This window comes from Denitrovibrio acetiphilus DSM 12809, from assembly GCF_000025725.1.
Lineage (GTDB): Bacteria > Chrysiogenota > Deferribacteres > Deferribacterales > Geovibrionaceae > Denitrovibrio > Denitrovibrio acetiphilus.
Genome location: NC_013943.1, coordinates 930,311 through 955,121 on the forward strand (window position 1 = coordinate 930,311; position 24,811 = coordinate 955,121).

Annotated in this window: 21 protein-coding genes; 13 read left to right on the forward strand and 8 right to left on the reverse strand. The window is 41.7% G+C overall.

Going from position 1 to position 24,811, the window contains the following annotated elements:
• The first annotated feature begins 40 nt into the window (after nucleotides 1–40).
• The 7 genes from DACET_RS04475 (at nucleotide 41) to DACET_RS04505 (ending at nucleotide 6,856) form a co-directional block, all read left to right on the forward strand.
• On the forward strand, nucleotides 41–796 hold the full coding sequence (locus DACET_RS04475) for a tRNA1(Val) (adenine(37)-N6)-methyltransferase (protein ID WP_148214143.1): 756 nt from the start codon (nucleotides 41–43) through the stop codon (nucleotides 794–796).
• Nucleotides 780–1,943, forward strand: a complete 1,164-nt coding sequence (locus tag DACET_RS04480) for a class I SAM-dependent RNA methyltransferase (RefSeq protein ID WP_013010201.1) — start codon at nucleotides 780–782, stop codon at nucleotides 1,941–1,943. Before DACET_RS04475 ends, DACET_RS04480 begins: the two co-directional genes overlap by 17 nt.
• Before the next feature lie 124 nt (nucleotides 1,944–2,067).
• Nucleotides 2,068–3,177 (forward strand): branched-chain amino acid ABC transporter substrate-binding protein, encoded by a 1,110-nt coding sequence (locus tag DACET_RS04485; RefSeq protein WP_013010202.1) that lies wholly within the window; start codon nucleotides 2,068–2,070, stop codon nucleotides 3,175–3,177.
• A 78-nt stretch (nucleotides 3,178–3,255) separates the two neighbouring features.
• Nucleotides 3,256–4,158, forward strand: coding sequence for a branched-chain amino acid ABC transporter permease (locus tag DACET_RS04490; protein WP_013010203.1), 903 nt, complete (start codon nucleotides 3,256–3,258; stop codon nucleotides 4,156–4,158).
• 1 nt (nucleotide 4,159) lies between these two features.
• The gene (locus tag DACET_RS04495; protein WP_013010204.1) at nucleotides 4,160–5,365 is read left to right on the forward strand and encodes an ABC transporter permease subunit; all 1,206 of its coding nucleotides are present in this window, start codon (nucleotides 4,160–4,162) and stop codon (nucleotides 5,363–5,365) included.
• A gap of 2 nt (nucleotides 5,366–5,367) precedes the next feature.
• Nucleotides 5,368–6,156 carry an ABC transporter ATP-binding protein gene (locus DACET_RS04500; protein WP_013010205.1) on the forward strand — a complete coding sequence of 263 codons (789 nt, stop codon included), beginning with the start codon at nucleotides 5,368–5,370 and terminating at the stop codon, nucleotides 6,154–6,156.
• On the forward strand, nucleotides 6,149–6,856 hold the full coding sequence (locus DACET_RS04505) for an ABC transporter ATP-binding protein (RefSeq protein ID WP_013010206.1): 708 nt from the start codon (nucleotides 6,149–6,151) through the stop codon (nucleotides 6,854–6,856). The genes DACET_RS04500 and DACET_RS04505 overlap by 8 nt, the downstream gene beginning before the upstream one ends.
• A gap of 395 nt (nucleotides 6,857–7,251) precedes the next feature.
• Here the strand turns inward: DACET_RS04505 and DACET_RS04510 are convergent, their stop codons facing one another.
• The 4 genes from DACET_RS04510 to htpG form a co-directional block, all read right to left on the reverse strand.
• A complete protein-coding gene (locus DACET_RS04510) occupies nucleotides 7,252–8,385 on the reverse strand; it encodes a YibE/F family protein (RefSeq protein ID WP_013010207.1) in 1,134 nt (377 codons plus the stop codon).
• A gap of 64 nt (nucleotides 8,386–8,449) precedes the next feature.
• Entirely contained in the window at nucleotides 8,450–9,877 is a 1,428-nt protein-coding gene (locus tag DACET_RS04515; protein ID WP_013010208.1) for an alkaline phosphatase, read from the reverse strand.
• Between the two features lie 152 nt (nucleotides 9,878–10,029).
• Complete coding sequence (locus tag DACET_RS04520) at nucleotides 10,030–11,379, reverse strand: deoxyguanosinetriphosphate triphosphohydrolase (RefSeq protein ID WP_013010209.1); 1,350 nt, start codon at nucleotides 11,377–11,379, stop codon at nucleotides 10,030–10,032.
• A gap of 360 nt (nucleotides 11,380–11,739) precedes the next feature.
• A complete protein-coding gene (gene htpG, locus DACET_RS04525) occupies nucleotides 11,740–13,617 on the reverse strand; it encodes a molecular chaperone HtpG (protein ID WP_013010210.1) in 1,878 nt (625 codons plus the stop codon).
• A 235-nt stretch (nucleotides 13,618–13,852) separates the two neighbouring features.
• Here htpG and DACET_RS04530 point away from each other — a divergent pair, with 235 nt between their 5' ends.
• Together DACET_RS04530 and DACET_RS04535 are read left to right on the forward strand one after the other, a co-directional pair.
• A complete protein-coding gene (locus tag DACET_RS04530) occupies nucleotides 13,853–15,397 on the forward strand; it encodes an NFACT RNA binding domain-containing protein (protein WP_013010211.1) in 1,545 nt (514 codons plus the stop codon).
• A 24-nt stretch (nucleotides 15,398–15,421) separates the two neighbouring features.
• Nucleotides 15,422–15,733, forward strand: coding sequence for a succinate dehydrogenase assembly factor 2 (locus DACET_RS04535; protein WP_013010212.1), 312 nt, complete (start codon nucleotides 15,422–15,424; stop codon nucleotides 15,731–15,733).
• On the opposite strand, the gene DACET_RS15405 is transcribed toward DACET_RS04535, so the two are convergent.
• A complete protein-coding gene (locus tag DACET_RS15405) occupies nucleotides 15,734–17,623 on the reverse strand; it encodes a sensor histidine kinase (RefSeq protein ID WP_013010213.1) in 1,890 nt (629 codons plus the stop codon).
• A 3-nt stretch (nucleotides 17,624–17,626) separates the two neighbouring features.
• Nucleotides 17,627–18,601: an ABC transporter substrate-binding protein gene (locus tag DACET_RS04545; RefSeq protein ID WP_013010214.1), complete on the reverse strand. Its 975-nt coding sequence runs from the start codon at nucleotides 18,599–18,601 to the stop codon at nucleotides 17,627–17,629.
• Between the two features lie 176 nt (nucleotides 18,602–18,777).
• Here DACET_RS04545 and DACET_RS04550 point away from each other — a divergent pair, with 176 nt between their 5' ends.
• Nucleotides 18,778–19,065, forward strand: a complete 288-nt coding sequence (locus tag DACET_RS04550) for a hypothetical protein (protein ID WP_052293505.1) — start codon at nucleotides 18,778–18,780, stop codon at nucleotides 19,063–19,065.
• A gap of 270 nt (nucleotides 19,066–19,335) precedes the next feature.
• Nucleotides 19,336–19,650 (forward strand): hypothetical protein, encoded by a 315-nt coding sequence (locus DACET_RS04555; RefSeq protein WP_013010216.1) that lies wholly within the window; start codon nucleotides 19,336–19,338, stop codon nucleotides 19,648–19,650.
• A gap of 56 nt (nucleotides 19,651–19,706) precedes the next feature.
• Here the strand turns inward: DACET_RS04555 and DACET_RS04560 are convergent, their stop codons facing one another.
• Entirely contained in the window at nucleotides 19,707–20,813 is a 1,107-nt protein-coding gene (locus DACET_RS04560; RefSeq protein WP_013010217.1) for an OmpA family protein, read from the reverse strand.
• A 77-nt stretch (nucleotides 20,814–20,890) separates the two neighbouring features.
• Entirely contained in the window at nucleotides 20,891–21,523 is a 633-nt protein-coding gene (locus DACET_RS04565) for an HAD hydrolase-like protein (RefSeq protein WP_041230145.1), read from the reverse strand.
• Between the two features lie 211 nt (nucleotides 21,524–21,734).
• On the opposite strand from DACET_RS04565, the gene DACET_RS04570 reads away from it, so the two are divergent.
• Together DACET_RS04570 and DACET_RS04575 are read left to right on the forward strand one after the other, a co-directional pair.
• Complete coding sequence (locus DACET_RS04570) at nucleotides 21,735–22,619, forward strand: DUF4405 domain-containing protein (protein ID WP_013010219.1); 885 nt, start codon at nucleotides 21,735–21,737, stop codon at nucleotides 22,617–22,619.
• Between the two features lie 783 nt (nucleotides 22,620–23,402).
• A complete protein-coding gene (locus DACET_RS04575) occupies nucleotides 23,403–24,716 on the forward strand; it encodes an HD domain-containing phosphohydrolase (RefSeq protein WP_013010220.1) in 1,314 nt (437 codons plus the stop codon).
• Nucleotides 24,717–24,811: the final 95 nt, after the last annotated feature.

A 24,811-nucleotide genomic window follows, 5' to 3' on the forward strand; every position in this document is an offset into this window, starting at 1 on the left:
TGTTACATGATTACATATATTATGAATTGCAGGGCTGACGTTGTCAATAATATCTGGAATGGTTATTATTATGGTTAATACTAATGATAGTATAGTTGATAAAAATTTGGTGATATGCCAGCCGGCAAAGGGATTCAGGTTCGCAGTGGATGCTGTTTACCTCGCATGGTTTGTTAAGTTTGAAAAGCAAGCCTCGCTTATAGATATAGGCTCTGGGAGCGGGGTTGTGTCTGCTCTGCTTGCTTTTAAAAAGGGGTTTAGCGATGTGTGTGCGGTTGAATATCAGAAGCGGATGTTCAGCTGCCTTAAAACGACAGTTGAGCAAAACAAGCTTGAGGTGGTCACCCCTGTGAATGCCGATATAAGAACCTATAAGCCAGACAGAGAGTTTAATATAGCAGTCTGTAACCCTCCATACAGGCACCCTGACACAGGCAGAGTTCCTGAAGATGAAACAGAGCTGAACGCGCGTTTTACTACGACGCTTTGTGCCGAAGATGTCTTCAGGTTTTGCAGGAGCTATCTGAAAAACTCAGGTAGTTTGTATCTCAGCTATGATGCTGATATGACAGCAGATCTTTTCGAGGCGGGGTTCAAATACGGCTTTGAACCGAAGAGGCTCAGGTCTGTCTGTCCTGACCTGTATGTTAAGCCTAAAATAGTTCTTATGGAGTTTCGTAAGAATGCAGGTAGAGAGATGAGTTTTGAACCTCCTCTTTATCAGAAGATAAATGGTGAGCAGTCCGAAGAGGACAAAAATATTATGCAAGGAAGATGGATTGATAAACAAAACTGAGATTCGCGACACAGCCTATGGCGGCTATGGTGTCGGGACAATGCCTGACGGCAGAGTGATTTTTATTCCCCATACTGTAAAAGGGGATGTTGTGACATTTCAGGTCACAGAAGACAAAACTAACATGCTTTACGGCGAGCTTGTAAAGCTGACGGAGCCTTCCCCACTCAGAGGAGAGCTTTACTGTCCGCATATAGGCAAGTGCGGAGGGTGTGTCTTCGGGCATATTTCTTATGAGAATCAGCTCGAACTTAAGGCTGGATTTCTTAAAAATGCGCTGGAGAGGAACAGAGTGGAATTTCCTGAGCCGGAGATAATTTCGGCTGATTTTAAAGAATTCCGCAACAGAGCAACTTTCCGTATCAGAGACGGGAAGATAGGATTTTATAAATTCAAGACAAATGACTTCATACCTATAGATGAATGTCCCGTAATTAAAAAGTCTATGATTGAAAAGGCTAAAGAGCTTGCAGGAGCAGTTGAGGGGAGATCATACATATACATCACTGAAAATGAAAAAGGTGAAGCCCTTGGCAGAACTGATGCAGCGCTTGACTCCAAATTCAGCTTTGACGGTCTGAAATCAGGAGAAAAAGCGATAGGTAGAAAGCACCTCGGATTTGACACCAGATATGGAACTTTTTATGTAGGCTTTAACTCCTTTTTGCAGGGGAACAGATACATTTCTAACGCTTTGCAGGATTTTGTGCTGGAGCATTCAGAGGGGCGTCTTGGGCTGGAGCTTTATTGCGGCTCAGGATACCTGACACTGCCTATGGCAAGAAAATGCGAGAAAATTGATGCGGTGGAGAGTTATGCCCCATCCATACGGCTCGCTGAAAGAACTAAACTGAAAAATGTGACATGGCATGTCGCCATGAGTGAAAATATGAAAGGTATGGGCAAAAGAAGCCTTGATATGATAGTCGCCGACCCTCCACGTACCGGCATGGAGAAAGAGGTCTGCAATTATATCAAAAACAGTGATGCAGACAGGTTTATCTATATCTCATGCGACCCGAACACTTTTGCAAGGGACGCTGCAAGACTTTCAGAGTTTTACAAGATTGAACATATGGTCATTTGTGACATGTTTCCCGGCTCATATCACCTCGAAACTATGGCTTTGTTAAGAAGGAAAAAGTGAATAAAATCCTTTCCAGTCGGGCTTTAGACAAGTGTTTACGCATAAACTTAATCTTGACTGAATAGTATTATTTCATTATTATAACTGCCTACGTTTGAAAAACTAATATCTAGGGGGAATTAGAATGAGAAAAATTCTATCCGTAATCGCTCTTTCAGCAGTTATGACTGTAGCATCAGTCGCAAACGCTGAAACTATTAAGATTGGTGTTGCCGGAGCTCACTCAGGTGACCTCGCGTCTTATGGTATCCCTTCTGCGAAAGCTGCAGAAATCTATGCGAACGAAGTAAATGCTGCCGGCGGTCTGCTTGGCAAACAAATCGAACTTATCAAAGCCGACGACGTGTGTAAACCTGAAATAGCAGTTAACTCAGCCCATAAACTTGTTACAGACAAAGTTATATTTGTTCTCGGACACATTTGTTCCGGTGCAACAAAAGCTGCTCTCGGTACATACACAGAAGCGGGCATACCAGTTATGTCACCATCTGCAACAAACCCCGGTCTTACCAAAAGCGGGGATTATCCTAACTTTTTCAGAACAATTGCCCCTGACGACGCTCAGGCTAAGCTTGCAGTAGACTTTACAATTGATAAACTTAGTGCGAAAAAGATCGCTGTAATCCACGATAAAGGGGACTACGGTAAAGGTTTTGCTGAGTTTGCTAAAATGTTTATCGAAGATGGCAAAAAAGCTGAAGTTGTACTTTTTGAAGGTGTGACACCTGGTGCTGTGGATTATACTGCTGTTGTTCAGAAAATTAAACGCAGCAAGGCTGATGCGGTTATCTTCGGCGGTTACCACCCTGAAGCTTCTAAAATCATCACAGCTATGAAAAAGAAAAAAGTTAAAGCTGCTTTCGTCTCTGATGATGGTGTGAAAGATGATACATTTATCAAAGTTGCCGGAGAATACGCAGAAGGCGGATATGCCACCGGACCTAAAGATAACTCTATGAATCCGCTTAATAAACAAGCTATAGCAAACCACAAAGCTGCTTATAACGAAGATCCAGGTGCATTTTACATAGAAGCATATTCTGCTATGGTTGCCATAACAGAAGCTATCAAAGCTGCCGGAAGCACAGATTACGATAAAGTAACTGCTGCTCTCAGAAGCAACTGGGTTGACACTCCTATCGGAAAAATCAAGTTCGATGAAAGAGGCGACGCTATCGGTGCCGGTTTTGCTGTTTATCAGGTACAAAACGGACAATACGTCGAAGTTAAGTAAATTTCGTATCAAACACATATCAAAAATGTCAGAGGGGTGCATTTATGTACCCCTCTGCTTATTACGGGATAAAATAATATGGAATACTTCCTTGAACTTTTCCTCGGCGGGCTGACCAGAGGGAGCATTTATGCTCTTATAGCTTTGGGATATACCATGGTTTACGGTATTATCCAGCTCATAAACTTTGCCCACGGGGAAATATACATGATAGGGGCTTTTACAGCCCTGATATTTGCCAGTGTCTTTTCCATACTCGGCTGGCCTGTTGCAGCTATATTTATCATAGCAACACTTGCCGCGGTTGTTTACTCGTCCGCATACGGGTATACGATAGAGAAGATAGCTTATAAGCCTCTTCGTAACGCGCCCAGACTATCTCCGCTTATCAGTGCAATAGGCATGTCACTTTTTTTACAGAATTATGTGCTTCTTGCTCAGACATCAGACTTTCTGCCTTTTCCACAGCTTATCCCCGACTTCGAGTTTATGGAGCCGATTTCACATATATTCAGTTCAGCCGAACTGGCAATCGTTTCGACAACCATTATTGTGATGCTGCTGCTGACTTTCTTTATCAAGTTTACGAATATGGGCAAGGCTATGCGTGCGACAGCGCAGGATAAAACCATGGCTCTTCTCATAGGTATAAATGTTGACAGGGTAATCTCTGTGACTTTTATAATCGGTTCGGCTCTTGCTGCCCTTGGTGGTGTGCTGATTGCGAACCATATCGGGCAGGTGAACTTTTATATCGGCTTTATTGCTGGGATAAAGGCATTCACGGCTGCTGTTCTCGGCGGTATCGGGAGTATCCCCGGTGCAGTGCTCGGTGCACTGATACTTGGCTGGACAGAGAGCTTTGCAACCGGATATATCTCCAGTGACTATGAAGACGTTTTTGCATTTGCACTGCTCGTTCTGATACTCATATTCAGACCTGCCGGACTTCTCGGCAGATCAGAAACGAAGAAGGTGTGATATGAGCTATATGATCAAATCACTTAAAGTCGCCATATGGTTTATGTTTCTGACTTTTCCTATTATCGTTATCAAAGTCAACACTATAGAAAATCTCGTGATGTGGCGATGGAAAAACATGTTTTACATGGGAGTAGGTGTCTTTTTTGTCTCTATGCTCTGGAGATACCTTCTGGAGCGAAAGGAGCGTGCCGGAAAGTCGGATGTTCAGGATAAAAAAACCATCACTCAGACAGTTATGGAAAATCCGAAGATCCTTCGTATTGTTGTTTTCTCACTTCTCGCTATCCTCTGTATATTCCCATTTGTAACAGATGCTTATCAGATAAATATTTTAACAGTTGCGTTGATGTATGTTGTGCTGGGACTTGGTCTTAACATCGTTGTGGGACTTGCCGGACTTCTCGATCTTGGTTTCGTAGCATTTTATGCAGTTGGTGCTTATACATATGCTCTGCTGAACCATTATTTCGGCTTATCCTTCTGGCTCCTGCTGCCTGTGGGCGGTCTTATGGGGGCGGTATTTGGTGTGCTTCTTGGTTTTCCTGTGCTTCGTCTCCGTGGTGACTATCTCGCTATTGTAACCCTTGGTTTTGGGGAAATCATCAGACTTGTTCTTGAAAACTGGAATGATTTTTCAATGGGACCAAGCGGTATTGCCAATATCGACAGACCTTCATTTTTTGGTATAGATTTTTCTTTGGAACAGTCAACAATTTTTATATATTTTCTTATGGTGCTATTTACGCTGTTTACCATATTTTTTGTAAACAGACTCCAAAACAGCCGCATAGGTCGTGCATGGCTCGCCCTGCGAGAGGATGAAATTGCCTGCCAGGCTATGGGGGTCGGACGCACCAGAACAAAGCTGATGGCTTTTGCTTTGGGAGCTACCTGGGCTGGGCTCATGGGGGTTGTATTTGCAGCGAAAACTACATTTATTAATCCTGCGAGTTTCACATTTCTTGAGTCAGCAATCATACTTTCTGTTGTAGTTCTCGGTGGAATGGGGTCTATTCCGGGGGTGATCCTTGGTGCGCTGATTATGATACTTCTGCCTGAATACCTCAGAGCATTTTCTGAATACCGTATGCTCGTTTTTGGCGGTGCGATGGTGGTTATGATGGTTTTCCGTCCGCAGGGGCTTGTGAGCAACTTCCGGCGAAAATATTCGTTTCACGCAGAAGATGAAAGGTTTGGGCAGTAAATATGGAACATATATTAAACGTTAACGGACTTACAATGGACTTCGGTGGGCTGCGTGCAGTGGACTCCGTTGATCTTTACGTGGATAAACAGGAGATTGTGGCTCTCATCGGACCCAATGGTGCGGGGAAGACCACTTTTTTTAACTGCATCACCGGAATATATAACCCTTCAAAGGGGGACATCAAGGCTTTGACGCATTCCGGTGCAGTAGCCAGGCTGAACGGTCTTAAACCAAATCGTGTAACAGAGAGAGGTCTTGCCAGAACCTTTCAGAATATACGGTTATTTCCTAATATGACAGTGTTGGAAAACGTGATGATAGGTAAGCACTGCCGTATGAAAGCAAAGGTTCTCGGTGCACTTTTCCGCGATAAAAAAACCAGAGCAGAAGAGCTGAAAGCAGCTACCGAAAGCTATGAAATACTTGAAAAGATGGGACTTGAGAAGTTCAGTGATGAGATGGCGTGCAACCTGCCGTATGGCGACCAGAGAAAACTTGAGATAGCTCGTGCGCTCGCCACAGAACCTTCGCTTCTGCTTCTGGATGAACCCGCTGCCGGTATGAACCCATTTGAAACAGTCGAACTGACCAATCTTATTCGTCAGATACGCGATCAGGAAAAGATTTCAATCCTGCTCATAGAACACGACATGAAACTTGTTATGAACCTCTCTGAACGGATTTACGTTATGGATCACGGACAGAAAATCGCTGAGGGGACACCCATTGAGATAAGAAATAATCCTGAAGTTATTAAGGCTTATCTCGGGGAGGATATGGATGCTTGAAATAAATAATATAGATACATATTACGGTAATATACAGGCTCTGCATGATGTATCAATCAGTGTTAAAGAGGGTGAGATAATCACTCTGATCGGTGCTAACGGTGCAGGTAAAACAACAACTCTGATGTCTATCAGCGGAATTGTGACTCCTAAAAGGGGTACGATCTCTTTCAACGGTGAAGTTATCAGTGATAAGAAACCAGATGATATTGTTAAGATGGGACTTTCACATGTTCCGGAAGGGAGGCACATCTTCCCTTATCTGACTGTTATGGAAAACCTTGACCTCGGTGCGTTTCTTCGTAAGGATAAGGCAGGGATTAAGAAAGACCTTAAGCATGTTTTTGAGCTTTTTCCAAGGCTTCATGAGAGGCGTAATCAGCAGGGGGGGACACTTTCCGGCGGTGAACAGCAGATGCTTGCAATATCCAGAGCACTAATGGCAAAGCCTAAACTTCTGCTTCTGGATGAGCCGTCACTTGGGCTTGCGCCCATCATCGTACGTCAGATTTTTGACATAATCAGGCTGATCAACAAAGAGGATAAGACTACAATATTTCTTGTGGAGCAGAACGCCAACCTTGCACTGAAAGTCGCAAACAGAGGTTATGTTATGGAAAACGGACGCATAACTCTGGAAGACTCAGCACAGAATCTTTTGGTGAATGAAGAAGTTAAAAAGGCATATTTGGGGATATAAAAATAACGTATAACGTATAACGTCACTGCGAGGGTTTGTCCCGAAGCAGTCTTATTTTATTGAGTCTGATACTGTTTAGTAATCAGACATCGTTGTAAGATTGCTTCACGTTCGTTCGCAATGACGGAACGGGAAATAAAGCACACATATACGTCACTGCGAGGGTTAATCTCGAAGCAGTCTTATTTTATTGAGTCTGATACTATTTAGTAATCAGACATCGTTGTAAGATTGCTTCACATACGTTCGCAATGACATTTCTGTATATAAACGTCACTGCGAGGGTTAATCCCGAAGCAGTCTTATTTTATTGAGCCTGATACTGTTTAGTAATCAGACATCGTTGTAAGATTGCTTCACATACGTTTGTAATGACGGAGCAGGGGGATTGTTTTTTACCCTTGTTTTTTACTACTTTTCGCAAATACTGTAGTGAAGAGCCAGCCGGCGATAACTGCCGTGACAGGTGCAACCATCACAAGCCCGATGCTGCCCACCAGTGTACGGAATATCTCTGCTGCAACCATCTTCATATTCAATATGCGTATGAAAGATGAATTTTTAGCAACAAAAAGCATCAGCATTGTCAGGTAACCTCCGGAATAGGCGAGAAGCAGTGTTGTAGTCATCGTTCCCACAACTGTCCTGCCAACATTCAGCCCTGATTTTATGAGCTGACCTGCGGGTATGTCAGGGCTCTGCTCTTTAACCTCATACATTGCCGCAGAAACGTCCATAGCGATGTCCATTGCGGCTCCGGATGCGCCGATAATAACAGCTGCGTAAAATATACCCCGCATATCAAGTCCGATATATCCTGAAAAGAGCAGTGTGCTTGCAAAAGGTGCCGTGTGACCGAACAGCATCATCCTTTCACCAAATATAAGTGTAAGCGATATGGCTATTGCTAGCCCCGTGAGTGTCCCAAGTACAGCAGCCAGAGCCTTTCTGTTAAACCCAGCGACCGAATATATTATTACCACGGTTAGCAGAGTCAGGGTTATGATTGTATATAGAAGCGGGTCTTCCCCCCGCAAAAGCGCAGGTATCAGAAAACGCCAGAGTATAAACAGGGATGCCACAAAAGAGAACATCGCTTTTAGTCCGGTGAATCCTGCGTAAATTAGCAGAAGAGCCAGAAATATTCCGAAAAGAAGACTTTCGTTCCCTTGCCTGTTCCTGTTGAGGGTTTTTGATTCGTGTATTATGTCGTCCATAACGTGCATGACAAGTACGATGTTATCCCCTTTTCTATAAACCTCGTCAACATCAAGCTGCCCCAGCAGATCATTTTTCGCTGTAACAGATTTGCCTTTATGATCGCCCTCTGTTAAAAGTACATCAACGAGCTGGAAGCCTATGCTGGATATGCCTACTGTGGTGATGTCGTCGTTATCAACATTAGTCACAACTCCTTTGGAATAAAGCAAATTTTCATCCTGTTTTTTCAGAGGATGGTTGTATAGAGTTAAAATTATAAATGTCGCAATAAGTGCAGAAACTATGATCCATGCTGTCAGTCTTTTCATGATTACCCTGATGAAAAATAAAGGGCACACCATAAAGGCGTACCCTGTATAATTTTCTTAATAATTACTTGGAAGCAACTTTAACATCGGCGAGTCTGAAATTAAGCAGAGAAGCAAGGGTCTGCGCTATCTCTGTGTTATCCTTGAACCCTACGAACTGCTCTGCACCAACACCTACGGCAGACATAGGGATCTGTGTACCTGTGTGTGCAAAGGTTGTCCACTGGATATTTGCACGTTCAGACAGAATGTGTGCAACGGCTATCTGTGTTGGTGTGTAACCGCCATATGACGATGCTTCGTTTGCTCCTTTATCCTGAGCTTCCATAGCAAGCAGAAGCTTAACACGCTCGTCTGTCGTCATGTCGGCGAGTCCGTAATACTGTTCCACAAACTTCACAAATGACTCTTTATCACCGGTGTATGCTTTTGCCATACTGTCATCGATGGAGCGTCTTACTTTGTCGAGTTTTTCAATTTTAAGGAAATAGTTTTTAGCAAAGCCGAGTCCGAGACCGCCTGTTTCGTGGTCGCCTACAACAACGATAAGTGTCTCATCAGGGTGCTGGTTGTAGAAAGCGAGTGCCTCACCTATCGCTTTGTCAAAAGCAACTGTGTCCATTATTGACCCGAGAACATCGTTTGCATGGCAGGCGTGGTCAATACGTCCGCCTTCGACCATCATAAAGAAAGGTTTATCGTGACCTGCGAGAACCTGAATCCCTTTCTCTGTCATCTCAGCTATGGAAGGGGTAGAGCTCATGTCTTTATATATTCTGTCAACTTCATATGGTGCGTGGCTGTAAGAGAAAGCTGCGAAAACTTTGTCACCCTTGGCAGGTACATAGTTGCGGAAGTATGACGGTTCGTTCTTCTCGCCTACGAAAGTTTTGTAGCCCATCTGAGCCAGCTCTTTTACGAGGTCTTTGTCATCTTTACGTTTTGATTTGAGGCTGCCGTCTTTTGGTACGAAGTGTCTGTAACCGCCGCCTGCTATATATTCTGCACCGCTTTGTGTCATTTCGGCTGCGATTTCATTTTCGTTGTCACGGGATATGTTGTGGGATGCAAAAACAGCAGGAGTGGCATGTGTGAGCCTTGTTGTTGTGACTATGCCTGTCACCCAGCCTTTGCTTTCTGCGATTTCCATGAGAGAATCAACTTTTGTCCCATCAGGGAGCATGGATATCATACCGTTATTTGTTTTGTATCCTGTGGCGAGGGCTGTTCCTGCCGCTGCTGAGTCTGTTACTAACGTATCTGCGGAATACGTGGTGTTGATGCCAACCGCAGGCATTTTGTCCATATGCAGTTTGTATGCTTTATTTCCGGTTTTTTGCTGCATGTAGTATTCGGCAACCTGTCTTTGTGATGATCCAAGACCGTCACCGATGAAATAGAATACATACTTTGGAACCTGAGCAAATGAGCTGACAGCGAAGACTGCAACAAGCAGTGCCGTCATGAAAATTTTCATAGTGAAGTTACGCATGGCTTAATCCTCCATAAATAATTTTTGGGCTGGATTAAGTTTAGATTGTGCGTGTTATGAAACTTATAGGTCTATGTTCGAATTTTGAGTGTGATTTTTATGATAAAAGTTACAAAACTAAATAATTATTATTTGGATAATGTGAAATAAAGCTAGTCGACAATTCCGTTAAGATGTTTAGCTATTTTCACTGCATAGTTGTCTGTCATTCCGGAGATATAGTCCGTAACTTTCTGATAAGCAGAGTAAAGAGAGTCGGAAGATGACGGTGAATTTTCCCCCATAAGCTTCAGAAGGCGGGTTGAGTTGCCTGATGGTTTTTTGTTGTTTATAACTTCGTATGCCGCGCCGCAGAAGTGATCCAGCAAGGTTGATAGTGTAGTGTTTGCAGAAATTTCCAGAAGAGTTTTGCGGTCTGTGGTGAAAACTTTATCGTGAGAAAGCCTTTTTGCCTCTTTCATAGTATCCGCTATTTTGGGGTTGCAGTTTTCTATAAGATTGTGACTGTGGGGGAGGTCGCCTCTGAGGATTTCACTGTATTTGTCAAAGAATTCTTCCACAACAGCGTTGACACATTCAGAGACAGCCATGGCACGCAGATGAGAAATCGACTGTTTGCTCTTGGGTGAAAGGTATTTGTCTGCATCAAAATTCTTCCGGTTTTGGAAGAAGCCGAGGAACACGTCAGTAACTTCATTGAAATTTAATATATGAAGTTCGTAAGCATCTTCCAGATCCATAAGGTTATAACAGATGTCGTCTGCTGCTTCAGACAGAAATGCAAAAGGGTGTCTGCTGTACGAGTTTGGTGTTTTATCCGATGATTTTAAACCGCATGTTTCCGCCAGTGTTTTAAGCTCTGGTATTTCGCTGGTGAAGGCACAGAATTTACTTTTCGTAAGTGTTTTAGAGAAAGCCCAAGGGTATTTCAGCATGCTGCCGACAACTGCGCTGGTTGCCTGAATGCCACCTTTGTTTCTGCTCATGGCAAGCTTAGTTAAAACCCTGAATGCCTGTGCGTTCCCTTCGAAATTCATCAGGTCGTCTTTCTCTGTTTCTTCAAGGTTTTCATTACCGTTTGCGATAAAATATTTCCTGAACCACTCTTGAATAAGTTCTTCCCCTGCGTGTCCGAAGGGAGGGTTGCCTATGTCGTGCGCAAGGCATGCCGACTGAACGATCTGCCCTGTAAGTATGGGTACAACAGAGTCGTGAATATCTCCAAATGGATTCATTTTGTAATCGTTTACAAGTCTTTTACCTACTTCGGAACCGAGGGATCTGCCAACGCATGAGACCTCCAGACTGTGCGGGAGCCTTGAGTGGACATGGTCATTGTCTTTGAGCGGGTGAACCTGAGTTTTTTTGTCCAGCCTTCTGAAATTTTCAGAAAATATTATTCTGTCAAAATCCCTTTGGAACGGCGATCTGCTCAGGTCTATGTCGCTTCGTTTGTTTTCATTAAAGAAATCATTTGAAGACAAAAGTTTAGTCCAGTCCATGGTATCTCCTGAGGGTTTTGAGTAATTATAAACGAGTCGATGATATTTTAAAAGGAGTAAAGAAAATGGGCAGCGTCATATCTGGAGCATCCCTCAAAATATCTAACGCATACAAAAATATTATTGCGAACCACGGGCGAAACAATCTCCCTCTCTGTCATTGCGAATGTATGTGAAGCAATCTTACAACGATGTCTAATTACTAACCAGCATCAGGCTTAATAACATATAAGACTGCTTCGGGATAGACCCTCGCAGTGACATTTCTGTTGTAGCAGATAATGCTGAAAGATCGCGAACCCTCTAAAGAGGGTTCGCGATGACTTCCTTCTTTATGCTATCTGTCCCTTTAAATATATGTTACTTAACGTTTTCAGTCATAACCTTTGTCAGAAGCTGTGTGAAGCGGTTGGTGTCTTCCGGCATGCTCCCTTCCAGTATAAGTGCCTGATTATAGAGAAGCTCCCCTATGTCTGCAACTTTTTGGCTTTCAGCATCTTTATCAAACTCGGTGTTAAGTGCTGTGACTAGAGCGTGTGTCGGGTTGAGCTCGAGAATTTTCTGTCTCGGCGGCACTGCCTGCCCCATAGCTTTCAGCATCATTTCCATCTGCATGTCTATGTCTCCGTCACCGGAAACAAGTACACACGGAGAGTTTTTCAGCCTGGCACTGAGGCGGACTTCACTGACTTTATCCCCGAGGATGTCTTTTATCTTGTCTGTGAGCTTACCGAAGTTTTCTTTGCTCTCTTTCTTCTCTTCCTCTGTCTGGAGATTGATGTCGCCTTTCAGGATGGACTTGAAGTTTTTGTCCTTATATTTCATCAGGCTTGAGATGATAATGTCGTCTATTTCGTCTGTCATAAAGAGGACTTCGTAGTCTTTCTCTTTCAGAGCTTCGAGGTAAGGGCTGTTTTCAAGCTCTTTTCTGTTTTTACCTGTGATGTAGTATATTTCGTTCTGTTCGGTCTTCATTCTGGATACATAGTCAGCGAGAGTTGTGTATTTACCGCTTTCTGTTGATGTGGACTGAACAAGCAGAAGGTCGGCTATCTCCTCTTTTCTGGCGAAATCGAAGTGGATCCCTTCTTTGATTACCCTGCCGAACTCTTCAAAAAAACCGACGTATGTTTCGTACTCGTTCTGTTTCATGTCTTTTATGGTTTCCAGAACTTTTTTAGTTATATTTTTACGGATGATATCCATCATCTTATTTTTTTGCAGCAGCTCACGTGAGACGTTCAGCGGAAGATCCGATGAGTCAACTATACCTTTTACGAACCTGAGCCATACAGGTACGAGGTCTTCGCAGTTTTCCATGATCTGAACCCTGCGGACATAAAGTGCAGGACCTGATTTATACTCAGGGTAGAGGATGTTCATCGGAGCCTTTTTAGGCAGGTAAACCAGAACATTGAACTCTGTTGTCCCCTCGGCTCTGTAGTGTATAGTTTTAAGAGGGTCACCGAAGTCGTGTGTGATGTGTTTGTAGAACTCGTTATACTCTTCCTGAGTTACATCTGATTTATCTTTCAGCCAGATAGCCTTCATAGAGTTAAGAGTTTCCTCTTCGGTGACGTCTTTATCTTCAACTTTTTTTGTTGTGTCCATCACAACCGGGTAGCTTATATAATCGGAATATTTCTTGACAACTTCTTTTATTTCCCATTCGTCCAGATAGTTTTTATCTTCCTCTTTCATATACAGAACAACGTCCGTACCTTTTGTCTCTTTTTCGCATTGTTCAATGGTGAAAGAACCGTCGGCGTTGGATTCCCATTTGATCCCGACAGATTTGTCCTCGCCTGCTTTACGGGATGTAACAGTGACTTTGTCCGCAACCATGAACGCAGAGTAAAACCCCACACCGAACTGACCGATGAGCTCCGGGTTGTCTTTGACCTCTTTACTTTCGAGCAGTTTCATGAATTCTTTTGTGCCGGAGTGAGCTATAGTTCCGAGTGAGTTTACAGCCTCATCTTTTGTCATACCGATGCCGTTGTCTGATATTGTGAGGGTGCCGGCTTCTTTGTCTGCTGTCAGCTTAATTTTGTAGTTTGCGTCCCCCTCTGTGAGGGCGTCATTCTTGATAGCTTCGAATCTGAGTTTGTCGATGGCGTCAGACCCGTTTGATATCAGCTCTCTGAGGAAAATTTCCTTGTGAGAGTATAGTGAGTGAATCATCAGCTCCAGAAGTTTGTTCACTTCCGTTTTGAACTGCATCTTTTCCTGTGCCATAGTTAGTCCTCCTTAAAAGGCAAATAGTTATAGTTATTTTGATTTAATGATTAATTCGTATGATTTATACGATTTTAATAATATACATCCGGACGAAAAAATCAAGAGGGTTGAGCGTGTTTCACTCAAAAACTTTACGAAGATGCACTTCATGTCATCGAAAAGCAAATAGGTGATTTATTTTCACCCGACTTATGTAGTATAATGCACTTCTGCAAAGAATGGAGGAGATATTTTGGACGGACTCAGCATCACAAAAGCAGTTAATATTCTGAAAAATAGATATGAGGGGAATAAAGTTACGAAGGTTACTGTCACGGAAGACAGCCTCTGCGTAGGGGTTTATTCTGATGATCGTGCTTCTGTCATGGTGCAGATCACAGGAGGGAAACCTTCTGTTCATACTGTCTTTTCCCATGAAGGGGTTGCAGACAAAAGTCTAGACAGGCTTAACGGCGGGCAGATAGTTAGCATTGGATGTCGCAGGTATGACCGCGTGTTTTATCTTGATATTAAAAAACGCCGCCCAAGCGGAAAGATAGAGTCGCACAGGCTTGTTTTTGAGCTGATAGGTAAGATGTCTAATGCCATGCTGGTAAACGAAGACGGTATGGTTATATGGACTTTTTGTAAGAATAATCCTGACGCCGACCGTGAAATAGGTATAGGCAAACAGTATCAGATGCCGAAGAGCAACAAAAGTCGGAATCTGGATAGATATGATACTGACAACTTTGCAGACCTGCTTGGCTTTTACCCTGTTACAGTCAAACATGCCATAAAATATATGGAGAACAACTACTCATTTGACGAAACCGCTGTTTTTATAAAAGAATCCATTGATGATGATATCTTCTATCTGGACGAAGCAGGCAAGCTCATACCTTTTAAACCTTTTACCGGCGGGCAGGAGGTCAGGTTTGATGATATCTTTACCCTGACAGATGTTAAGCAGGAAGCGAAGAGGGATATCAGTATTAGAAAGAAGCTGATGCGTTATTTCGAAAAGCAGGGAGAAAAATATATAACTCTGAAAGCTAAGCTGGAAAAGGAACTTGTTCAGGCTGAACAATATGACAAGCTGTTATCATCCGCAGAACTTCTAAAAAGTAATATATATAAATTAAAAAATGTAAGAGGCTCGGTTGAGCTGGACGAATACACAGAAAATGGTGTAAATAAGATATTGTACGAAATACCGGAAGCGTTTGATGTTAACAGAGAAGTTGAAAAACTTTATAAGAGGTCTGATAAACTTAAACGTTCTGTGCCTATTCTTAAGGCACGTATAGAAGAGATCGACAATAACATAGACTCTGCACTGGAACAGCTCTATTTCATAGAGATTTCCGCTGATGATGACGAACTGCGTGAACTCGCCCTCGAGATGAAGAGGAAAGCTCCGAAACAACAGAAGCGTCAGATTAACCAGAAACAGTTTGATAAAATAGAGATAGGCGAAGGCACTGCCTACATTGGAAGAAATTCCGTGAGTAACCACAGGCTCGTGTTTCAGTTTGCGAATCCGTCTGACTGGTGGTTTCATGCCCAGAAGATACCGTCAGCTCACCTTGTTTTCCGCAAAGACGGAATAGTGACAGATGTGGAGATTGAAAAATGTGCGGCGATAGTTGCCGGGCTGAGCAAGGCGAAGGATGATCTGAAAGTTACAGTAGATTATACCCAGAAGAAACATGTGAAAAAACCTAAAAATACTCCCCCGGGGTTTGTGATATACCACAGATTTTCTTCGGTGACAGTTGAACCTGAAAGTGTGTAAATATTAATTGTATGGAGATATGCTATGGATAAAATTGAAATGCTGAAAAAGAAGGCGATATTTCAGGCTGCAAGGCGTGCGATGCTCGAAAACGAGATATTCCTCAGAGAATACGTTACTAATTTTCTTCCGGAAAGTTATGGTGAAGAGGAGCTTGTGAGGCTTAATGTCCTTCTTGAGAAGATCTTCGATAATGATCTTTTTGATGTTGTTATGGGGAATAAGATGCCGGAGCAGTTCGAGGGGCTTTATGATCTTGATCTTCTTCAGGACATATCTGCTTTTGCGTGGAAACACAGAGAGCTGATCAAAGAGCGTGATAACAAAAAGCTCTGATCATATTTCAAATTTCGCCGGTGCTTTGGGCAGAGTTAGTATGAATTCTGCTCCTCCATTTATGTTTTCCGCCCTTAGTCTGCCGCCGAAGTGGTCATCTACTATTACTTTAGAGATGTAGAGTCCTATACCTGTCCCTTTCCCTTCGTCTTTCGTTGTGAAATAGGGGTCAAATATTTTAGGCAGAACATCTTCCGGTATGCCCCCGGCATTATCTCTGAATGTAAGAATGACACTGGTTTTGGTCACATCCAGAATAATAGTAATGGCAGGGCTTGGTGTTTCATGGTCCATGAATGCGTCTCTTGCGTTAGATATAATATTCTGAAGAACCTGTTTGAATTCTCCTGAGTGTCCGAGAATTTCAATTTCCGTATTTTTACATATCAGATCCATACTGTTCACATCATATATGTGCCTGTTGTCGCAGGCTTTGCATTCTATGCTGTATTTGATGTTGCTGCTGTCCAGCTGTGCACTTGTCAGTTTTAAAAAGTCTTTGAGTGCATGGACAACATTGAACCTGTCTTTTTGCTTATTTGCTGAGAAGAAAGTTCTGAAGTCGTCTATTGTCGCTGACATGTTCTGAACAATGCTTATTAGTGATTGTGAGTATGAATCGAACTCCTCCACAGTCATTTTTTTGCTGTGAAAGCCCTCATGTAAATATTGCTGAATAAGACCTATGTTGTTGAGGGGCTGCCGCCACTGATGAGCGATGGCGTTTATCATCTGTCCCATGTCGGCGAACTTCTTCTGTTCAAACAGCAGTTGTTCCATTTTCCTTGTTTTCTGTATTTCAGTAGAGATTTTCTTTTGCAGCCCTATATTGAATTCCTGCAATTGCATATTATTGTCTTTCAGTTTTTTAGTCATTCTATTAAATGCTTCTGACATTTCGCCTATTTCGTCATGAGATATTATATCTACGGTTTTGTTCAAGTTACCGCCTTCTATCTCTTTTGCCACTGCGGCGAGGTGTTTTATAGGGTTAACAATGCATTTAATGTTGTATGTCATTAGTAGGATGCACATAGCAATAGTTGATGCCACAACAAGGAATATGATGAAGGCAATGTAGTTCAGCAGTTTGAATGCCTCGGTGATTTTATGTTCAGAAACTATGGTGAACAGCTGATTTCCCAAGTCGATCTTTGTGTAACATATATAGGCAAGGTCTCCGGTGATCCCTTTTGTGATAGTTTCGTCAGATACCTTATATATAGTATTTCTTAACACCATAGAGGGGTTAGGGTGTGCGACCAGCCGTCCGTCGGAGTCCAGAATATATATTTGCTGACCTGGCTGGACACTGATATTCGCAAGCAGATTCCATATGGGTTTCAGGCGGAGAGATGTTATCATAACTCCTTTGAACTCTTTACTGACCAGGTCTCTTACGTCAAACGATATATCAGCAATAGGTTCGCCTGTCTCAGGAGCAAAGCTGACATCACCGAAGTACATACTTTTATTAAGTTTGGGATAAAGATATTCCATCTCTTTTGCATATTTCTTATCCTGATGTATGGGTAAGATTTTAAACCTGTGTACGTGAGCAATTTCGTTTCCTTCGGCATCAATAAAGATAAGCTGATCGAAATTGTTATTGAACATAATCTGAGCGGTGAGCTTGTCTTTCAGGTTTGCCGGGGTGTTGAAGGGCATATTATGGAGGTCTGTCAGGTGTTTTAATTGTGACATGTTATTGTTCACGTAGTTTTCAAATTCAGATGCTACTCTTTTTGTCATTTGGGTATGAATGATGTTAAGCTGATTCATCTCAGTGTTTTTTATTTGTGTGAGTATTACGGTAGCTCCGATTAGAATAGGTATTATCACCAGCAGGATGAAAGACCCGACTACCTTAGCTCTGAGAGTTTTAAACATGGTTTACTGCCTTATAATAAAAGCATTACTGCTTAAATAGTCTGGTATAGTCAGCCCTATCTGCTCTGCTGTTGCTATGTTTATGGAGAGTGTGAATTCTGAAAGCTCAACAGGAATCTCCACGGCAGGAGTGCCGCTTAAAATCATATGAACTATCCTTGACGCTTGAACACCGACATTTTCCAGACTGAAGCCATATGAAAACAGTGCACCAGCTTTAACCCCTTCTTTTTGCGGGCAGGTGTAAGGTAGTTTTCTTTGTATTGCAAAATTTGCTATAGCCTTAGCGTAAGAAACCTGCATGGAGTCAGTGGGCGAAAAGACAGCATCGATGTCAAGTGGTGCATTCGTAAGCTGTTTGCTGAAGTTGCCTTCATATGTGAGGACGATAGGAATAATCTCCAGTCCGAGAGTTTCGGCGACCAGTTGAATCTTTTTAAGACTTATGACCGGGCTTTTGTCATTAGGGTTGTAGGGAACCAGAATTCTTTTGATCTCTGGAACAAAACGGGTGAGCATCTCTAGTCTACGCGGTTCCTGCGGTCCGAATGTCACCCCTGTGATATTTTCGTCAGGATGTTTGAGGCTTGTGACTATTCCAGACTCCAGTGGAGAATTTACGGGGCCGAAAACTATAGGTATGCCTGTTTTTATTCCAACTTCTTTAGCTGCGAGTGTTGCAGGTGTGGATATGGAGTATATCAGGTCAGGGTTCAGAGCTGCCAGCTCTGCCGCTTCCTTTGGGAGTTGTTTTTTGTCACTTATGCATCCGTGGTATATAATAGTCAGATTGCCCCCTTCGATGTATCCCTGTTTTTCAAGACCCTTACGAAGCCCTTTTAATGCACATTCAGCAGCAGGACTGTAATTCAGAACAGCGATCTTATATTTCCTGTTATGGGGTTTCAAAAAAATGCTATATATAGTGAAAGCCAAGACCGCTAATAAGGTTATTGCGATTATTGACAGCTTTTTCATGGTTTGGCCTCATTGTGAATTTATACTGTATAATTATAAACTAATTTGCTACTGTGAAAAACATTAATTTCTATTATGTTGAATAAAGAATCGATAAGAAACAGTATGTAAACAATAATATTTATAGCAATTTAGATTTATATAAAAAGGAAAGGTGAAAGATGGAACATCGGTGGATGCTTGTCTCTGAAGATATGACATGGCAGGAAGTTGACCTTCATTGTGAACCTGAAAACTGCGAAGTCTATGTTTATAAAGACAAGAAAAAGATTCAAGGCAGAAAGATAAAAGAGAATGACGTGACGAAAGTTGTACGGGTTAAAGATAAGGTAACCGGGGACTATATGGACATAGTTGACTTTAATGAAATGGATAGGTTTTTTGAGTTAAATAAAGTTATTTTTAAAAACAGAGTAGGACTGCATAAAGAAGTCAGAAGATATATAGACTTTAGCCTTAAATAGCTAAGTGTATTATGTGAAAAATATTTCTTCTGAAATGTTTTTTATATTTTAAGAGTATATTTCCTCTATATATAGGATGTGGGCTTTGAGTTATGGTTGAGCGCTAATTCATTATTGCTGTAAACCCCCGTTATAAAAGAGGTTTCGTGAGTGTTAAAAACAAATGAAATCTTACTGAATATTCAAAATTCCCTTGCGGGAATGCACCAATGATGCAATGATATAACAAAACACAGGTGCGTGTTTCAATATCGTGAGGTGAATCGGGAGATGATCGAACAACAGGAATACGGTGTCGGTGATATTTTTAAAATATACGACAGGGGACTCCAGAAAGACAAGTTTGTTGTACTTTCTCGGTTCGTTTTTAAAGCGGAACACTTTGTACTTCTAAGTTTCAGCACATTTGAGCGCTGGACGGACAGAGAACTCACTTTCAAAAACGAATTTGAAAAAACAAGACTTTCAAAAGAGGAGGTCCTCTATCTTTCTGGTGACGAAGAGATGACCTATATGGGAAATATTAATACTATCAGATGGGATCTCTTTGACTTTATAAACGAGAAGCTTTCACCTGTTGACTAAGGTGTCTGCACAATCAAAATAAAAGTGGGGTGCTTGTTTAAGGCACCCCTTTTTTATTATCTGATTACAGTGTCAATTCTGCGGTTTTTACGCATGTTTTCAGGTGAGTCGTTTGGAGCAATTGGTTTTGTTTCTCCGTAGCCTATTACGGAGATTCTGTTTTCGGCAATACCGTATTTTTCTGTCAGCATTTTAGCGACAGATTTTGCACGCTTTTCAGAGAGCACCATATTATAGTCATCAGTACCTCTGCTGTCGGCATGCCCCTGAATTTCTATATTTATAGCGGGGCTGTCTTTCATGAATTTAACAAAGAGGATTATGTCATCCACATATGATTCATCAATTTCTGAGCTGTTGGTTTTAAACCTGACATCCAGTGTACGTGCGGTGAAACATCCGGCAGAATTGACTTTTACGCCTTTTATAGTGTTCGGGCATCTGTCCTCAAAGTCGTATACGCCATCACCGTCAGTGTCTGGAGTGCAGCCCATGGCATTGACAGGATATCCGTCAGGTGTGTCCGGGCATTGGTCTTCATCGTCAAACACCCCGTCACCATCACTATCTTTTTTAACCACAGCCGCAGCCTCTTTCTTTTGTACTTTAGCTTCTGCCAGTTCTTCTTTTACTACAGTTTTTGCCGGTTCAGCTTTCGGAGCCATAGGCTTAGGAGCTTTACCGAAGTAGTAGTTCAGACCGATAGAAGGGATTATGTCGTTTCTGCCTGTTGAATGATACATGTCTTTGACTCTGAAATCAAAGCTCACAAAGTCGTTGATATCGTATTTTGCACCGAGACCGCCCACAAGTGATGCCATGTTGTCATCCTGAAAGAGCCCCCCGACCCCTAAGAATATAAAAGGCTGGAAATTACTTGTGACATTGAAAAATTTCAGACCTGACAGCGACACTGAAGTTGCTCCCTGTGAGCCTTCTTTGTCGTGGTCTGTGTTGGTGTAATCCACTTCTGCCTCTACAGAGTGGTCTTCCATGAAGAAGTATCCGAGCCTGGCACCTATTTCAGCTTTGTCGTCAAGCCTTTGGTCATCATCAAAAAAGTGGTAGCCAAGAACAGGACCGGCGTAGATTGATCCGATCTGTTCCGCTGTTGCTGGGAGAGAAATCAGCGCTATTAGCACTGCAATAATAGTTTTTTTCATACAAATCCTCCGATGATGTATTATATCACACATAAAGGAGTTATAGTAAAAGTTGATTTGGCATTTTTACCATTAGTTTAGAAATGTTCAGTAATCTCGACGGGAGTATTGAATATCCGAACTGCGTCTTTAAGCTCATCAGGGCTTCCAAAACCGTATGAAACACCGTAAGGAGTGACTTTGTTATTGCAGGCACCCTGTATGTCATAGCGTCTGTCACCTATCATAGAAGAGTTAACAGACAACAGATTTTCTTTTTGGAGGATGTGGCTTATAAGGTGTGATTTGTCCACAAGGCTTCCGTCGAGATTGCTCCCGTATATCCCTTTGAAGTAATGATCGAACCCGAAATATTCGGCAATCTGTTTTGCAAATACCTGTGGTTTGGAAGTGCATATGTAAAGAGCATATCCCTTGTTATTAAGGTAGCTGAGAGCAGTGTCGATACCATCATAGGGCTGATTTTCAAAGAGCCCTTTTGTGGAAAATCTCTCACGATAGAGCATAACGCCTTTGTTGGCTTCTGCGTCGCTGTCGGTATTAAGCATCTCTTTAAAACTTTCCCAAAGAGGTGGACCGATGTATTTTTTAAGCTTATTGTGAGACGGTATTGGCGCATTTAATTTGTCCAGAGCGTACTTTATTGATTTGATAATCCCTTCATGAGGATCTGTGAGTGTTCCGTCAAGGTCGAATAATATGTTTTTCATTATGAAGTTATATAATACAAAATCAGATTTGAAAACAGTATTGTGCAGAATTTTCACATCTGTGCAAAATCAGCACAATAGCTTTAATTTCTTTTTCATGATTAATAGATACTTATGAGCATATGCTATTTGGCACCGACATTGCATGGTGCTATATGGTAATATTATACAGTTCTTGCAACTGTTAAATAATGAATATGGGGTGTAACACATGAGCAGGAGTATTTTGCGTAAAGCTGTTTCTATGACGGCACTGTTTTCTTTTATTTATCTGACGTTCAGCGGGGTAGTGATGTACATTACGCCACCGGGGCGTATAGCATACTGGGCTGACTGGAGCATTTTTGGTATGGATAAAACCATGTATAATCAGACACATACAACCATGTCTATGCTGTTTATTGCTGTTATGGTTCTGCACATATGGCTGAACTGGAAACCCTTATTCAGCTATATGAAAAACCGTGCAGGCAAAGTGGTAGTGTTTACGAGAGAAACTGTTTTCGGCTTATTGCTTTCAGTGGTTTTTATCGTCGGTACTCTGACCTTGACCCCGCCTTTCGGTACTGTTGTTAATTCCCTTGATAGTGTGAAAGAAGGTTATGAAGAATCCTTAGGCAATCCTCCGTATCCTCATGCAGAACTCACAACTCTGTCTGCCTTTATAAAACGAATGAAATTTGATGAGAACCAGGCTGTTGAGGTATTGCAGAATGCAAAAATAAGGTTTACCATGGAACAGAATTTGAAAACAGTGGCAGAGTATAATAATACTGATCCTGCTCATATCTATGAAATTCTGAAACCAACCAGAAAAGAAGGGGCGGAAGATGAGCCTATTCAGATGTATGACGGTGTTCAGAATGGCGTGGATATGTCAAAGTATGAATCTATGACAGGATCCGGTATGGGGAAAAAGAATGTTGCTGATGTCGCTGAAAGCCTTGGTTTAACACTTGAGGAGGCCATTGAGAGGCTGAACCATTATGATATTAAGGCGGAAGGGGCAGACACTCTGAAAGATGTAGGTGCATCCGCAGGGGTAATGCCTATGGATATTTATATAATCATCGACTCAGGTGTGAAACCGGAGTAGGTCTTTATATAAAACATTTTTGAATAAGACTGGCTCTCAATGCCTTGATAGATAAGAGATTATGTTTGCGGTTGGACGTTTGCGTCCTTCCGCAAATTTTTTTTTACACTGTAAATGTTGGTATTTTAAACAATTGTACTCGTTTTTATAAATGTTTTGTATATACCTGTTTAGCGATACTGTACTGCGATTTGCTTTTCAAACAATTTAAACTACTTATAAACAAGATTATTATGACAAATCTATAGTTTTTAGATATATATAGTGCGGTACTATTTGTTTTCTGAATAGCTATGGTTTTTAGAAAGTTATAGAAATAAAACATAGTGCTGTAAACTGGTGTTAATACTGCATTAATGAAACAAAAATAACGCTTGTTTTATTATTTTAGAGGTATATTGTTTCAATAAATACAAGAGAGCAATAATTTGTTTATGAGGTGCATTATGTACGCAATAGCTTTAGGAACCGCATGTGTTTTGGCAATCGCTGCCTATTGGGGATTTGTCTGGCATCACGGCAAGTAATATAACAAAAACACCCTGAACATATCAGGGATAATCCAAGTAGTAAACTTTTCATAGAACCCCCTTAGTAAAAAGACCGCCCTGAGCAAGCGGTCTTTTTCTTTTTCAAAGATATGTATAGTTCCTATACTATGCATACAGAAGCCTATTATTGTTCACTTTTTCAGTGGCAAATCTTATAAAACATATTGACATAATGTCATGATAATGATAGTCAAAATCAAATACATGCTGCATTTGATTTTAAGAGGCTTATATGTCCGATGTTAAGACCGGAATTAATCTACGAAGTATCGTAAACGCAATTTCCAGCACAGTGGATCTTGTAAACGATAATGTTACCAGACATCATCAGAGGGTTGCCTACATCTCTCATATGATAGGGCAGGAGATGCATATAGGGGATGTCAGAGGTTATGATCTTATCGTTGCCGCAGCTATGCATGACATAGGTACTTTATCCGATCAGGAGGTTACCTGTTTTCTGCATAATGTTATAGACGAAAATGTTGAAGAACATGCTGAGATAGGTTATCTGCTGTTAAAGGATTTTAAACCCCTGTCAAAAGTCGCAAATATCATTAAATATCATCATCACCAGTGGAACGGCGGCAGAGGGCACGTTGCGCATAATGAAATAGTTCCTTTTGAGGGACATATAGTCCATCTTGCTGATACCATCGAGACCCTGATTGATAAAGAGAAACACGTATTAACTCAGAAACACAACCTTATTGAAATAGTCAGATCCCAATCAGGGAGTATGTTTGCTCCTGACGCGGTTGACGCTTTTCTTCGTGCTTTTGAGAATGATTATTCATGGCTTGCTTTAGATGATATAAATTTCAGAACACTTATAGATAAAGAGTTTGGGGAAGAGCGGCAGGAACTGTCTCTTGACGAACTATCACAGTTCTCGAAAATTATCTCCTATATCATAGATTTCAGAAGTCCTTATACTGCTTCGCACTCTTCCGGAGTTGCTGCGGTTGCTTATGCCCTCGGCAGGCTGGAAGGTTTCGGTGACGAAGACTGTAAGCTGTTGAAAATAGCAGGATATTTTCATGATCTGGGTAAGATTGCAATACAGCCGGAAATCCTCGAAAAAGAGGGTAAGCTTAGTGAAGCTGAATACGCTGTAATGAGATCCCACAGTTACCACACTTTCAGGATTCTTTCCGAGATCAAAGGCTTTGAAAAAGTCACTGAGTGGGCATCTTTTCATCATGAAAGGCTGGATGGTTCCGGATATCCTTTTGGACTGACAGGGAAATCTATTTCAAAAGGTGCGAAGATTCTTGCTGTTGCAGATGTCTTCTCAGCTCTTATAGAAGAACGTCCTTACCGTACAGGGATGTCTGTTACGGAAGCACAAACGGTTATGGAAGAGCTTGCCCATGCAAATAAATTAGACAAATCACTGGTTGATACACTCATCAGCAACATCACGGACATATATAAAATAAGAAAAATTTCTCAGGCAAAAGCTCTGGAGGAGTATGTCAAAATTAATAAAAGCGACAGCAAAAGAACAAATGGTATTGTGCTTTCAGGAGAAAAAAGCATATAATTCTTTTGATAAAAATTATTACAAGAAAAACTGCCTTATAAATTGCAGAGAATTTCAACTTGTGCTAGTATGTTTTAATAATTAACACAAGGAGG

Coding starts and splice junctions, on each gene's coding strand:
- DACET_RS04485 (WP_013010202.1), top strand. CDS start 2,068: ATGAGAAAAATTCTATCCGTAATCGCTCTTTCAGCAGTTATGACTGTA.
- DACET_RS04490 (WP_013010203.1), top strand. CDS start 3,256: ATGGAATACTTCCTTGAACTTTTCCTCGGCGGGCTGACCAGAGGGAGC.
- DACET_RS04495 (WP_013010204.1), top strand. CDS start 4,160: ATGAGCTATATGATCAAATCACTTAAAGTCGCCATATGGTTTATGTTT.
- DACET_RS04500 (WP_013010205.1), top strand. CDS start 5,368: ATGGAACATATATTAAACGTTAACGGACTTACAATGGACTTCGGTGGG.
- DACET_RS04505 (WP_013010206.1), top strand. CDS start 6,149: ATGCTTGAAATAAATAATATAGATACATATTACGGTAATATACAGGCT.
- DACET_RS04510 (WP_013010207.1), bottom strand. CDS start 8,385: ATGAAAAGACTGACAGCATGGATCATAGTTTCTGCACTTATTGCGACA.
- DACET_RS04515 (WP_013010208.1), bottom strand. CDS start 9,877: ATGCGTAACTTCACTATGAAAATTTTCATGACGGCACTGCTTGTTGCA.
- DACET_RS04520 (WP_013010209.1), bottom strand. CDS start 11,379: ATGGACTGGACTAAACTTTTGTCTTCAAATGATTTCTTTAATGAAAAC.
- htpG (WP_013010210.1), bottom strand. CDS start 13,617: ATGGCACAGGAAAAGATGCAGTTCAAAACGGAAGTGAACAAACTTCTG.
- DACET_RS04535 (WP_013010212.1), top strand. CDS start 15,422: ATGGATAAAATTGAAATGCTGAAAAAGAAGGCGATATTTCAGGCTGCA.
- DACET_RS15405 (WP_013010213.1), bottom strand. CDS start 17,623: ATGTTTAAAACTCTCAGAGCTAAGGTAGTCGGGTCTTTCATCCTGCTG.
- DACET_RS04545 (WP_013010214.1), bottom strand. CDS start 18,601: ATGAAAAAGCTGTCAATAATCGCAATAACCTTATTAGCGGTCTTGGCT.
- DACET_RS04550 (WP_052293505.1), top strand. CDS start 18,778: ATGCTTGTCTCTGAAGATATGACATGGCAGGAAGTTGACCTTCATTGT.
- DACET_RS04555 (WP_013010216.1), top strand. CDS start 19,336: ATGATCGAACAACAGGAATACGGTGTCGGTGATATTTTTAAAATATAC.
- DACET_RS04560 (WP_013010217.1), bottom strand. CDS start 20,813: ATGAAAAAAACTATTATTGCAGTGCTAATAGCGCTGATTTCTCTCCCA.
- DACET_RS04565 (WP_041230145.1), bottom strand. CDS start 21,523: ATGAAAAACATATTATTCGACCTTGACGGAACACTCACAGATCCTCAT.
- DACET_RS04570 (WP_013010219.1), top strand. CDS start 21,735: ATGAGCAGGAGTATTTTGCGTAAAGCTGTTTCTATGACGGCACTGTTT.
- DACET_RS04575 (WP_013010220.1), top strand. CDS start 23,403: ATGTCCGATGTTAAGACCGGAATTAATCTACGAAGTATCGTAAACGCA.